Annotated in this window: 16 protein-coding genes and 1 pseudogene; all 17 read right to left on the bottom strand. The window is 49.7% G+C overall.

All coding sequences use genetic code 11. The features are described 5' to 3' along the window. Positions 1 to 6 precede the first annotated feature (6 nt). Positions 7 to 309, bottom strand: coding sequence for a phage tail assembly protein (locus KQJ18_RS05120; protein WP_216421597.1), 303 nt, complete (start codon positions 307 to 309; stop codon positions 7 to 9). Positions 310 to 363: 54 nt separating this feature from the next. After that, positions 364 to 879 carry a phage major tail tube protein gene (locus tag KQJ18_RS05115; protein ID WP_137366269.1) on the bottom strand — a complete coding sequence of 172 codons (516 nt, stop codon included), beginning with the start codon at positions 877 to 879 and terminating at the stop codon, positions 364 to 366. 9 nt (positions 880 to 888) lie between these two features. Continuing rightward, on the bottom strand, positions 889 to 2,061 hold the full coding sequence (locus KQJ18_RS05110) for a phage tail sheath protein (protein WP_216421596.1): 1,173 nt from the start codon (positions 2,059 to 2,061) through the stop codon (positions 889 to 891). Positions 2,062 to 3,538: 1,477 nt separating this feature from the next. Continuing rightward, complete coding sequence (locus tag KQJ18_RS05100) at positions 3,539 to 3,730, bottom strand: hypothetical protein (protein WP_216421594.1); 192 nt, start codon at positions 3,728 to 3,730, stop codon at positions 3,539 to 3,541. Next, the gene (locus tag KQJ18_RS05095; RefSeq protein WP_253297452.1) at positions 3,717 to 5,162 is read right to left on the bottom strand and encodes a phage tail protein; all 1,446 of its coding nucleotides are present in this window, start codon (positions 5,160 to 5,162) and stop codon (positions 3,717 to 3,719) included. The genes KQJ18_RS05100 and KQJ18_RS05095 overlap by 14 nt, the downstream gene beginning before the upstream one ends. Beyond that, a complete protein-coding gene (locus tag KQJ18_RS05090) occupies positions 5,159 to 5,764 on the bottom strand; it encodes a phage tail protein I (protein WP_216421593.1) in 606 nt (201 codons plus the stop codon). Before KQJ18_RS05090 ends, KQJ18_RS05095 begins: the two co-directional genes overlap by 4 nt. After that, entirely contained in the window at positions 5,757 to 6,665 is a 909-nt protein-coding gene (locus KQJ18_RS05085; RefSeq protein ID WP_216421592.1) for a baseplate assembly protein, read from the bottom strand. Before KQJ18_RS05085 ends, KQJ18_RS05090 begins: the two co-directional genes overlap by 8 nt. After that, on the bottom strand, positions 6,652 to 7,011 hold the full coding sequence (locus KQJ18_RS05080; protein WP_216421590.1) for a GPW/gp25 family protein: 360 nt from the start codon (positions 7,009 to 7,011) through the stop codon (positions 6,652 to 6,654). The genes KQJ18_RS05085 and KQJ18_RS05080 overlap by 14 nt, the downstream gene beginning before the upstream one ends. Then, entirely contained in the window at positions 7,008 to 7,586 is a 579-nt protein-coding gene (locus KQJ18_RS05075) for a phage baseplate assembly protein V (protein WP_216421589.1), read from the bottom strand. Before KQJ18_RS05075 ends, KQJ18_RS05080 begins: the two co-directional genes overlap by 4 nt. A 72-nt stretch (positions 7,587 to 7,658) precedes the next feature. Then, on the bottom strand, positions 7,659 to 8,873 hold the full coding sequence (locus tag KQJ18_RS05070; RefSeq protein WP_216421588.1) for a PcfJ domain-containing protein: 1,215 nt from the start codon (positions 8,871 to 8,873) through the stop codon (positions 7,659 to 7,661). Beyond that, complete coding sequence (locus KQJ18_RS05065) at positions 8,848 to 9,231, bottom strand: hypothetical protein (protein ID WP_216421587.1); 384 nt, start codon at positions 9,229 to 9,231, stop codon at positions 8,848 to 8,850. The genes KQJ18_RS05070 and KQJ18_RS05065 overlap by 26 nt, the downstream gene beginning before the upstream one ends. Positions 9,232 to 9,443: 212 nt before the next feature. Continuing rightward, the gene (locus KQJ18_RS05060; protein WP_216421585.1) at positions 9,444 to 9,890 is read right to left on the bottom strand and encodes a phage virion morphogenesis protein; all 447 of its coding nucleotides are present in this window, start codon (positions 9,888 to 9,890) and stop codon (positions 9,444 to 9,446) included. Continuing rightward, a complete protein-coding gene (locus KQJ18_RS05055; RefSeq protein WP_216421583.1) occupies positions 9,883 to 10,314 on the bottom strand; it encodes a phage tail protein in 432 nt (143 codons plus the stop codon). Before KQJ18_RS05055 ends, KQJ18_RS05060 begins: the two co-directional genes overlap by 8 nt. After that, complete coding sequence (lysC, locus tag KQJ18_RS05050) at positions 10,277 to 10,525, bottom strand: Rz1-like lysis system protein LysC (protein ID WP_253297454.1); 249 nt, start codon at positions 10,523 to 10,525, stop codon at positions 10,277 to 10,279. The genes KQJ18_RS05055 and lysC overlap by 38 nt, the downstream gene beginning before the upstream one ends. After that, the gene (gene lysB / locus KQJ18_RS24620; RefSeq protein ID WP_253297453.1) at positions 10,410 to 10,838 is read right to left on the bottom strand and encodes an Rz-like lysis system protein LysB; all 429 of its coding nucleotides are present in this window, start codon (positions 10,836 to 10,838) and stop codon (positions 10,410 to 10,412) included. Before lysB ends, lysC begins: the two co-directional genes overlap by 116 nt. Next, positions 10,835 to 11,350 carry a lysozyme gene (locus KQJ18_RS05045; RefSeq protein ID WP_216421579.1) on the bottom strand — a complete coding sequence of 172 codons (516 nt, stop codon included), beginning with the start codon at positions 11,348 to 11,350 and terminating at the stop codon, positions 10,835 to 10,837. Before KQJ18_RS05045 ends, lysB begins: the two co-directional genes overlap by 4 nt. Beyond that, positions 11,331 to 11,422 (bottom strand): annotated as a pseudogene (locus tag KQJ18_RS24615) (hypothetical protein); the annotation flags it as partial. The pseudogene KQJ18_RS24615 and the gene KQJ18_RS05045, both read right to left, overlap by 20 nt.

The following is an 11,422-nucleotide window of genomic DNA, read 5'->3' as shown; positions in this document are numbered from 1 at the left end:
CAATCGTCAGGGTGTCGGTAAACCGGCAAGCACCGACTTCTTCAACAAAAAAGTCACCACCTCGACCGACAGCGCGGTGAGATCGGCGGGGTCCAGTTCAGCCATTTCCTGTGCGGTCAGCGTTGGGGTGGAAATTCGCGGGATCACTGTCATCATGGCCCCCACGTCCATATCCATAATGGCCTGCAGGCGGGTGCCGCGCAGCGCACCGGACTGCGGCTTACGCAGCACAATTTCGGTGATTTGGGTTTTACCGCGCATGATGGGCGTATCCAGTTGTACGGTTTTTTCAGTCAGCTTGTCGCTCATGTTCGTTTCCTGTTCATCAGATACTGGCGCGGATCACCGCGCCGTTAAGTTAAATCAGAGGCCAAGGGCGTTACGGTGTGCTTCCATCAGGTCCACGCCGTCAACGATTTCAATCATGTTGACCACATCAACCTCATAGAGCACTTCGCCGTTAATGGTCAGCTTCGCGTAGCTGTTGGTGCTGCTGACTTTGGTGGTGCTGCTCTCGCCGGTTTTCCACTCGCCGGAATCCACTTCTTTATGACGCCCGCGCACAACCAGCTCAATGGCCTGCACTTCGCCGGTATCGTCACGCTGAATAGAGCCGGTGAAACGCAGCTGGATGCCGTCAACGGTTGCCTTGCCCATCTGCTTGAATAACAACAGTTCGGTGCCGCCGATTGAAAATTCCGTATCCAGTGCGCCGTCATCCAGCCCCATATCCACATCCACCGCGCCCGGCATACCGCCGCCGCGATACTTCTCAAACTTGCGGGTGAATTTCGGCAGAGTCAGGGACTCAACGATCCCCTGCCAGTTGTTCCCGTCGTTGAACAGGTTCAGGTGTTTTAACTTGCGTGGTAATGCCATGTATCCCCCTTATGCACTGACACGGCTGGCAAAATCGACCAGGTAGCGATCGGTGATGCGCTGGCGCAGCATCAGATTTTCAAGCGGCGGCACAGGCGTGTAGTCGTAGTCGATGGTGAGTTTCCCGGCTTTCAGGGAGTCTTTATCGTTCACTGACTCATCCAGCCAGCAGTCCGCCCCGATGAGGTATCCCTGATTCACCAGGCTGCGTAATTTGGCGCGGATACCTTCGATAATGTCGCGGGCCAGTGACGGATTTAGTGGCTTATCCACCGCCCACATATGCCCCTCTGCAATCGTGTCAGCCAGTACCTGCGCCGTGCGGGTGTAGTTCTCAAACGCAAACAAGGGATCGTCACTGAGGCAGCGGGAACCCCAGAAACGGAACCCGTCTTTACAGATCAGCGTGGTGACGTCGTTCTGGTTCAGCAGTCCCGCATCCGTTGCCGGGTCCTGCAGATCCCAGAATACATCAGCGGAAATACCGGTGACGCCATTCACACCCACGTTGGACAGGGTTTTGTGCCAGCCAGTCTGTTCGTCGATTTTGGCGCGCAGACCGAGCGCACGTGCGGAGGCGTAAGCCGTCGCATCGGCTTTTAGCACGGTGTCAAAGTTGATGAAATCAGGCCAGATCAGCATCCCCTCGCGCTGGCTGAAATTATCCCGGTAAGCAATGGCTTCCTCCACCGTCTTACAGCCATAGGCGGACAAGTAGGCAAACCCGCGCAGGCTCTGCGCAACACTCATCAGCTCAGTGGCAACCGCCTGCGTGTCGTGCCCAGGCGCACCGAGAATGCGCGGCTTAACTTTCAGTTGCGACTGCGCAGAAAGCAGCGCTTTCATCCCCGTTTTTTTACCGTCGGACGTGACGCCACCGATAATATTGGAGGTGGTTTCCGCTTCGGTTTCGCCCTGCGCAACGCGCACAACAACCGTCACGGGTTTTGACTGGTCGGCAATCGCATCCAGTGAACGGGCCAGCGTGCCGGACTCGCCTGCTTTACCGCTGGCCTCCAGCACATCTGTCAGCAGAACCGGCTTATTGAGAGGGAAAACGGACGCATCAGCATCATCGCCGGTGCAGACCATACCCACGATAGCGGTGCTTACCGTGGTGAGGGAACGGGTGCCGTCGTTGATTTCAACAACGCGCACCCCGTGGTGGTAATCCTGAGCCATAAGGCAGTCTCTCCGGTTTACAGGGTGTCTGCCTATGTTCTGGTTGATATGCGCGCGGCGCACGCTGCTGGCTATGTATGGTGAATAGTACAATTGATATTGGCGAAAAATGATGGTTCGCAGCGCATTTAAATTCTTTGAAAGGTTCCTATACCAGCTGGATTTTCCGAGGTGTCAATGTCCACCAGTACCGACTCACCTTTTCCAACACTTACATAAACCAATGCGAGCTTTCTGTCTTCTAGACACATCATCATCTACAATGCGACTGACTGCACACTATTGACATGAATTTGGCAAAAAAAATGACGATTAAATCAACCAAATCTTTATTATTAAACAATACTAGAAACGTTTTTTTAGACTCTATGAAAGGCCTGGCAATCATATTTGTTGTATGGGGGCATTCAATCCAATACATCAAAAAAGATGGTATTTCTTTTTTTGACAACCCACTTTTTATAACAATTTATAGTTTTCACATGCCATTCTTTATGATAATAAGTGGATATCTTTTCCACTTTTCACTTAGTAGGCACTCTGGACTTACTCTTTCATTAAAGAAAATTAAACAATTACTTATTCCTGCGATATCTTGGTTTGTTATTGAGTCAATTTTAATTGGATTCAACACTCACTTCAGTAATATTTTCTATGGCTCCATATATCTAGATGTTAAAAATATACTTTATGGTTCAATGTATTTCCTTTGGTTTCTTACATCTCTTTTTGTACTATCCATAGTATATATAGCATGTCATTCGATTAAAGATAAATACGCACCACACATGTTCATTATTATTTTTATTTTATCTCTTTTTTGTGGAGATGACTGGAGCATGGACAAAATAAAATTCATGGCTCCTTATTTTATGATGGGAATATTAGTGTGTAAGCATATGGATTTCATCTTAAAAAACAAACATGTAATGGGCTTTCTTTCCATCGGAACATGGATGGTAATGCTATTATTGTGGGACAAACAGTATTATATATACATTACGCCAATGTCGTATTTTAATGTTGACTTTTGGCAGCATACTAAAATCATAACATTCCGCTATCTAATTGGTTTTGCTGGTAGCTTCTCTATGGCATATTTATGTTATTTTATAATTTCAAAAAACAATGTTTTTTCACGTCTCACATCATTCTTTGGACTATATACCCTTCCTGTATATGCAATTTCAACACTTATTATCTACCGTATAACCGATGAGTTCGACATTAATAGCATGTGTGGAAATATATATGTTTATAATCTAATCATTACTACATTTTTTTCGCTATTTATATTACTCCTGTGTATACTAATCGCAAACCTCATAAAACGGAATCCTTTAATTTCAGCTATTTTGTTTGGTGGTAGATAGTTAGTTTAAAAGTAAAATTACTAGCTTAGCACATCAGTATATTATGCAAAAAAAACCACCAGTAGTACTGGTGGTATCGAGACTACTGGTGCTGGTAAATTTTTCTACGCTGACTTTTCTGCCGCAACAATGTCCGCCAGAACCGGCTCACTCCTTTCATTAGCAGCCAGTACCTTACCTTCAGGGATGCTATCCATCACGAAGAACCAGTTATCATCTGGTAGCTCTACAGCCCCTTCAGTGCTATGAATACCGGGGATAACTTCAGTCAGTGTTTCAGGATTAAAAAGCCGCATAATTTACACTCCAGTAAAAACCATCAGCAGATATTGACCCATCCGAACGCTTAACGAGAAATGTCGCTTTCGTGGCGGTGGTCAGGTCAGTGACAACCATGACAGATGTCGCTGGTCGGTTTGTTCCAGTCGATAATACTAACGGTGTCGTCGTAACGTTTTGGGCAGCAGCAGGTAAAGCAATCGGATAATTAACGAGAGCGTCACCATTCACGTTTGCAATCCCGTTCCCCCACATATCAATTGAGCCGTCGCTCCAGATTCTGTATTTACCATTCGCATTAGAGCCGGTTTTCACAATGACCGCGCACTTATCATTATCTGTTTTGACGTTCCCGATTATCGCCAGCGTGCCACTGGTATTCCCCACTTCTGCCAATTGAAGGTATTCGAGAAGCCCTGAAATGCTTTTCCCGCTGAGATTCGTTAGCGTGGCATCGAGTGGTTGTTTTCCCGCCAGCGCGTTCATCACTGTTGTCGCAAAGTTTGGATCATTCCCCAGCGCAGCCGCCAGTTCATTCAGTGTGTCCAGCGCCTCCGGCGACGAACCAACCAGCCCCGCAACAGCAGATTTCACAAACGCGGTAGTGGCAATCTGCGTATTGTTCACAGTCTGCGCCGCAGTCGGAGCCGTTGGCGTTCCGGTCAGGGCCGGGCTTGCCAGCGGTGCTTTCAGTGCCAGCGCATTGTTAATGGTGGTACTGAAATTCGGGTCATTATTGATAGCTGCTGCAATTTCTTTCAGCGTATCCAGCGTTGCCGGTGCGCCACCAATCAGGGCAAGAATAGCGGCCTGTACAAAGGCTGTACTGGCAATCAGGGTGCTGTTGTTTCCTGCCGGTGGCGTTGGCGTTTTAGGCATGCCTGTCAGAGTCGGACTGTCTTTTGGTGCATACTGCGAATGAGGATCAACAGCAGCAAGATGCTTTGCCATCAGGTCATCCACATACACCTTAAGTTCCAGCACCTTGTCATCCACATATTTGCGGGTTGCCAGAACCACAGCGGGGTCAATTTTTAGGGTGATGTTATCGGTGCTGCTGGTAATCAGTACCATGCGCACGGTCTGCGTGCGTCCGCTGCCCTCCGCCAGCTTCGGCTTGTAGCTCTCCGGGCAGTTACCCACAGCAATCAGCGCGCCGGTTTCATCAAACAGGCCGACTTCACGAATCCACCACCCGCCCTCATTTTCCGGGATCACCTGCTCAGCAATAATCTGGCTGCTGTTCTGTGGGTCGATATACAGCATATTCAGCGCTGCGCGGCGTTCCTCAGCCACTAACGCGGTCTGTTGCGCGTTGGGTGTGGGCAGCACACCGCCACCGCTGCCCACCGCCATATGGGTAATTTTTAGTGGGACACCGAGCGCGGCGGCGCTTGCCAGTTTCGCCGCGCCGATATCCGTCAGCAGGGTATAAAATTTTGCGCTCATGGGTTCACTCTCATCGTGTCAATAACATGGACCGCGCCGCCCTCATAAGCGGTGCCGCCGGAAATAATGGTTTCGTTTATATACGGGTAGATCGTGATTTCTTCGCCGGTATAAGTGGCTGCACCCACAAAATACGGGCCGCCTGTCTGCAGGTTGATGGACATGCCAACCAGATGACGGCTGCACGGTTTGGCATCACCGATCAGACGCTCCAGCTCCAGATAGGTTTCTTCTGTTATGCCCTGGTCCTGCACGCCAATATCCAGACGGAACGTCCCTGGTGTTTCGCCGGTCTGCCACCACTCAATGATGCGGATCAGAAAGCCGAACGGCTCCACCACACGCCGCACGGCGCTGGTTGTCCCCTTGTGCTGATGGATATAAAACGCGTCCTGCACAACGCGGCGCTTGACGTTTTCTGCCCAGCTTTCATCCCAGCGGTCCACAGAAAACGCCCAGGCCAGATAGGGCAGGAATCTGATCGGACAGGTTGCCGGATTCCACAAATCACGCAGCGATACCTGCAGATCGGAAATCCCGCTGCAGGTCTGCGCCAGTCGGCGCTCAAGCGGCGACGAACCCGGCGGCAACAGACTATTCATCCGTGCCCCCGTTGGTAACGCTCCATTCGGTACAGGATGCCGCCTGCGTCTTATTCAGCACCACATCCTCCAGAGGGGACGCCAGTTCCACACGCTGGACACCCTCCACGTGCAACGCGGCATAAATGGCGCTGCGGCGGATATCACGTCCCAGCCGTGTCTGACTGGCGATGTATTTCTGCAGGCTGGCTTTTGCCTCTGCCATCACCGGCTCAGCCTCCGGCCCCGGATAAAGGAATATCGTCGCATCCACGTTGTACGGAATAATTTCAGCGCTGCGCACCGTCAGGCGGTCTGCCACCGGGCGAACTTTTTCACTGTTAAGCGCCTGCTCAACCACCGCCAGCAGGTCAGCCCCTGCCGTACCGTCACCCTCACGGCTCAGCACGGTAAGCACCACCTCTGCCGGTGCCGGACTGGTTGCGCTGGCATCAGCCACCCGCCCGTCGGCACTTCTGGCGTGGAACTCATAGGCTCCCGTTGGCCCTGCAACGGACAGCCCCTCAAATGCTGCAGGAATGCGCTGGCGTAATGCTTCATCACTTTCCATCACTGCGGCGACCGGCGGCACCGCGTCATTATCTGCAGGGACTACCGTCAGGCGCTTCACGTTGCAATTACCTGCCAGTTGTTCAAGGTCATTTCCCATGGAATAGGCCACCATGACCGCCTGGGCAGCCTCATTAATACGCTGGCGCAGCAGGATTTCGCGATAAGTATTTTCCTGCAGCAATTTGGTGACAGGTTCTGACTCCAGCGCCAACGTGCGCATAACGGCGTCCTGTTCATCAGCCGGATGGAGGGCCACAAAGGCGGCCTTGCGTTCTGCCAGCAATGCTTCAAAGTCCGGCTCGTCCACAATCTGCGGCGGCGGTAGTTGGGAAAGATCAATGACTGCCATTGTCTGCTCCTGTTGATACGGAAAGGGAAACTGGCGCGCCGTTATTGCTGTACCCGGTAAGCTCAACCGCCATAGAGCCGTCAAAATTGCCGTTGATGGTGATGGAATCCAGCGTAAGGCGCGGCTCCCAACGGTTCAGCGCCACATAGACCGCAGACATAATCTGCAGGCGCAGCGCCGGGGTCTGCGGCTGGTCTATCAGGGAAGACAGCAGGGAGCCATATTCCCGACGCGCAAGACGACTGCCCTGCGGCGTCAGCAGAATATCCCGCACCGACTGGCGCAGATGGTTTGTATCTGCAATGGCCTGTCCGTCATTCCTGCTCATACCGATATACAACGTCATACCGGGCCTCCTGAGGTATCGCCGCCGGACTTCACGCCGGTGTGACCGTGTTTATCCACCACAATCCCGTTGGAACTCATCGCTCCGCCTCCCTGGGTGACGCCGCCATTGATCACCATTTCACTGTTAATGCGTGTGGTGTCTGCCTCCACCACAAACTCACTGGTTTTGAGGGTGATATTATCCGCCGCCTCGATCACCATGGATTTAATACCCCGGACATGCCATCGTCCGGTGGCGGGTTCATACTCAAACCAGCCCCCGTCCGGGTACTCCGTCACGCAGCCGTCCACGGAATCCGACGGCGGAGGAAACTGATTGGAGTAGATGGCAGGCAGCACAAAAGCGGTTTCCAGATTGCCGCCCATACTCAGCACCACCACCTGCTCATCCGGCGACGGACACCACCATGTACGGGCACCACCGGCGCGCAGCGTCAGCCAGTTAATCCAGTTGGTTTCAAGCTCGCCCACTTTCACCCGGCACAGCCATTTCTTCCGGTCCACTTCGGTCACAATGCCGGTGCGGATCAGATTGGTGATAAGACGCATGATTTCGGTAAGTTGTACGTTCATACGAATATGTTGAACGCATTTGGGATTGGAAGAAAAATTTCAGGGTTGTGTCATCCATGACACAAAATTGTTTTAGGCACTTAATGTTTTCAAAAAATGTTGTTCATACTCTTTTACACGTGCTTTAAGGTCTTTATTTTCATTATTCAACCAACTATGTATGTAATTAATCTCAACATTACCCGGTTCAGAATTTCTATATCCTTTAGCTTGTTTTAGTATATAGATACCATTTGAAAGACCAAGCTCTATGGTGAGTCTATTACGCCCAGCGCTTGAATATTTATATATATAACTTTCTCCATTCAAAGCCTTCATTTTATAAGAAGCAAGACAGTGTTCCATTTCTTTCCCTTCCCTAATAAGTCCATTAACTGAAGCGATAAACTCTATACCATCCCATACACTTATACTTGGTTCCTCAAACCAAATATCATCTTTTATATATTTCGTAGTATATCGTAACTTCTGAGTCCATCTATCATGAAGTTGTTGTACCTGCTCTACATTCGAACAACTCAATACAATATCGTGGGATTTTTTTATACCTATATTCTCCCCAATTCTTATACTATCTCGAACCAATCTTTCCAGATAGGCCACACCAACTTTATATTCTCTAAAAAAATCCTTTTTAGACTGACAAAGATGGTTAAGTAAAACAGAACCCGAGAATAACTTATATCTACTCGCCATATAAAGCTCTTGAATAGCAACGGTCTTACTATGTCTATAATCCTCAATAACCTCTTCATCTCTTAGAATTTTCGAGAGCAAACTAAACTCATACTTTCGACCATGCAACAACATTGTTTTTTTTAATAACGTTACCAGTCTTTCCTGAGGAGGCGTGCCAGCGACAATAGAAAGCAAAATTTTCCTTTTCATTCTTGATAAATATTCCACAGTATGAGCGTTATGACCATAATAATTATCAAGAACAATTCCCCAGGCCAAGCTTGAGCAATCAAAATATAACTCAGAAAGTGACTTGCTCGTATTTATAGCATTAAATAACTCAATTTGAGCATCGTTATAGCACAATATCCTCTCAATATTAGAATCAATCTCAACATTAAGCATATTAATTAAGTGCTCAACACAATCCTTACCAACAACCTCAACATTGAATAACGGAATACCACAATCTATTTCACCTCTCTGTACGTTAGACTCATGATGTATATCTGATAAAATCTGACCATCTCTGACATACACTTTTATCGCCAACGGAATAACAGATGAAAATGATATTACGATTTTATTTTTTAGAAGGTATAATTTCATCCTTCCCATCCTCTAAACTCGACATTATTTTCTGCAACTCAATCATTAAACCATTAAGCTTTACTTGTTGATTAGCAGTAAACGCATGAGCAAAGTTTTCCTTTGTAACTTCTAATTCAAGCAGTCTTGTCTTTGCCAGCACGATCGATAACTCATTAAAATGATCGACAGCAATTTTCCCTTTCCTTGTAAATTCGCCCAACTCCAATTCTATAAACCCTAACTTAGCTTTCGCTGTATTGCTTTCCACTAAACGATTCAGTAACAAATTTATGGGCTTATATAAAACACAAATACCAAAAATAAAAGCAGTTGGCCATGTAAGTAAAACTTGAAGTATTTGAATAAAATTTTGCATTACAATTCTTCATTGAGTTCTAGTTTAGGAATACTTTATCATAACTTTTGTAGAACTATGATGGATTTGTTATTCCTAAAGCTCCACCTACCTCACAAAAAATCAACTAATCAATTGATAAACAGTGGTGTTTAATTCCAAGATCACTTCAGTGGGTGAGCATCACCAAGAGAGAGGAATGAGTTAGAGTCCAGAAGATGGTGCCAACAAAATCACTCTAATAACCAACGAAACAGAGTGTCACGGGTAACGGTTTCCACCTCATCATTTACACCCAGCAGGCGACGCTCAGCATAGCGGGCCTCCGGGCCTTTACGGCTGACGCGGTCACGCAGGCCGTAGTGGTGAACACGGGCAATACGCTGCACCTTGCCCTCAAACTGCACGCTGGCAGAGTCGGCACTGGCTGCAGTTTTCAGGTATTTTGTTGTGCGAAGCTTTGCAAACATCTGGCGTTTGATGCGTCCCTTCTTGCTGCGGGCAGTCACCCGGCGCGGCTCATAGCCGCTGCCGTCAGGATTACGCTGCAGCCTGATGTTTTGCTGCTGCGTCCGGCGCAGCTGTTGCGCCAGTTGTCGCATCATACGGCTGCGGGCTGCAGGCTCCAGATTTGCCAGCAATGCCGTCAGCCAGTCATCCACCCTCTGCAGTTCATCCACGTTTCACCGTCCACATTTCCTCGAATCCGTCAGGCTCCGGCACCGCTTCAACGCTCGACACATTACCGTCAGTGCTGACTAGTACACGCTCCGTCAGTTGCAGATTCAGACTGATATCGCATACATCATTGCGCAGAATATCCACTTCAAAGGTGAACAGTTTTTCGCACAGCTCCGGGTTGTTGATGGCGTCCGGCTGGTTTTCTCTAAGCCACAGCAACACAGGAGCCATCAGCAGATTCTGGTCGCCGCTGAAATCCTCGATCACCACGTTCAGGGTGTAGCGGTATTCCCATGACATAGAGCTGGCACCGGTTGCCACCAGTGAGCCGTTATCAACGAAAAGGTGCAGCTTATCCGGGTTGTTGCGGACATACGCCACCGCTTTATTCAGGGCGCTGCGCAGGGACTGCGGTTTGTTCACTGTTTCGCTCCTGACACGCAACTATCGTGTCGACTTTGTCGGCACAGACCGCCCAGGCGGCCTCGGTTTCATCCAGTGCCGCATTCAGATCACCGTTACTGCGCGGCGCTGACCTTTCCAGGCGGCACTGCGTCACTCTGGGACAGCCACTCACGGTAAGCTGCACCTCCGACGAAGGCCGGACGCTCCCGCAGCCTGATAATGTCAGCAGGCAAAGGAGCGTCAGCCCAGCGGCGCAAATCCTCGTTTTCACGTTTCAGTTCCTCGATCCGGCGCTGGCGGCTTCGCAGCAGTGCGGTGGTCTGCTCCGCTGCAGCATAAAGCCGCGTCTGCTCCCGGCTGTTGGTTTCGGTCAGAATGGACAGGCCGATCAACTGACTGTTTTTCTTCATCAGTTCCTGCGTTTTGCTTTTCAGCGCGGTGCCCTGAGTCTCAATGGTGTGACTGGCATTTTTAAGCCGCCACGACTGCCAGCCCAGCGCCGCAATAGCCAGCGCCAGCCCTACCGCCAGCAAGCGCGTCATACCCCAGTTCCTTTTAAGCACCAAGCCATTTCCCGCGCGCGGCGGTTCTCCAGACCTTTATTTTTCACACCGTTAACGTAAATCCAGCGCGGTAGCTGGTTGCATGCCTGCCACCACTGCTGGCGATTGATATATGACACCATGGTTGACCTGCAGATCGCGCCAGTCCCCACATTGAAACCAATACTCACCAGCGCATCGTAGACATGCTGCGGGGGCTTAACCGTCAGGCAGTCATCCAGCCTTTTTTCAGTCAGTAGTACATTGTTTATTAACCCCTGCGCCGCCTGCCGTTCCGTGATAGCTTTCCCCGGCACCACCCCGGATGTATTTCCGATCCCGTCAGTCCAGACACCTGCGCTGCACTGATACGGCTGCAGACGACATCCCTCGTAATCGGCAATCAGTTTCAGCCCCTCGACGGAGGTATGAAGCGACTGGAAACCGGGCAGCGTGGCGGCGATAGCCAGCACCGCCCCGACAAGGCAGCGCTTAACGATTGAAGGATTCATATTCCCCCCGCGAAATTTTGCCGCCACGTAACAATTTGAAAGACTGGTGTTTGTAGTACCAGTTGATAGCCA

The organism is Citrobacter sp. S55_ASV_140 (genome assembly GCF_018919505.1).
GTDB classification, from domain to species: domain Bacteria; phylum Pseudomonadota; class Gammaproteobacteria; order Enterobacterales; family Enterobacteriaceae; genus Citrobacter; species Citrobacter werkmanii.
Note: the sequence above shows the minus strand (reverse complement) of the source record. Positions and strands in the feature narration are given on the sequence as shown.

Coding starts and splice junctions, on each gene's coding strand:
- KQJ18_RS05070 (WP_216421588.1), bottom strand. CDS start 8,873: ATGAAATTATACCTTCTAAAAAATAAAATCGTAATATCATTTTCATCT.
- KQJ18_RS05065 (WP_216421587.1), bottom strand. CDS start 9,231: ATGCAAAATTTTATTCAAATACTTCAAGTTTTACTTACATGGCCAACT.
- KQJ18_RS05075 (WP_216421589.1), bottom strand. CDS start 7,586: ATGAACGTACAACTTACCGAAATCATGCGTCTTATCACCAATCTGATC.
- lysB (WP_253297453.1), bottom strand. CDS start 10,838: ATGACGCGCTTGCTGGCGGTAGGGCTGGCGCTGGCTATTGCGGCGCTG.
- KQJ18_RS05115 (WP_137366269.1), bottom strand. CDS start 879: ATGGCATTACCACGCAAGTTAAAACACCTGAACCTGTTCAACGACGGG.
- KQJ18_RS05110 (WP_216421596.1), bottom strand. CDS start 2,061: ATGGCTCAGGATTACCACCACGGGGTGCGCGTTGTTGAAATCAACGAC.
- KQJ18_RS05080 (WP_216421590.1), bottom strand. CDS start 7,011: ATGACGTTGTATATCGGTATGAGCAGGAATGACGGACAGGCCATTGCA.
- KQJ18_RS05045 (WP_216421579.1), bottom strand. CDS start 11,350: ATGAATCCTTCAATCGTTAAGCGCTGCCTTGTCGGGGCGGTGCTGGCT.
- KQJ18_RS05120 (WP_216421597.1), bottom strand. CDS start 309: ATGAGCGACAAGCTGACTGAAAAAACCGTACAACTGGATACGCCCATC.
- KQJ18_RS05100 (WP_216421594.1), bottom strand. CDS start 3,730: ATGCGGCTTTTTAATCCTGAAACACTGACTGAAGTTATCCCCGGTATT.
- KQJ18_RS05095 (WP_253297452.1), bottom strand. CDS start 5,162: ATGAGCGCAAAATTTTATACCCTGCTGACGGATATCGGCGCGGCGAAA.
- KQJ18_RS05085 (WP_216421592.1), bottom strand. CDS start 6,665: ATGGCAGTCATTGATCTTTCCCAACTACCGCCGCCGCAGATTGTGGAC.
- KQJ18_RS05090 (WP_216421593.1), bottom strand. CDS start 5,764: ATGAATAGTCTGTTGCCGCCGGGTTCGTCGCCGCTTGAGCGCCGACTG.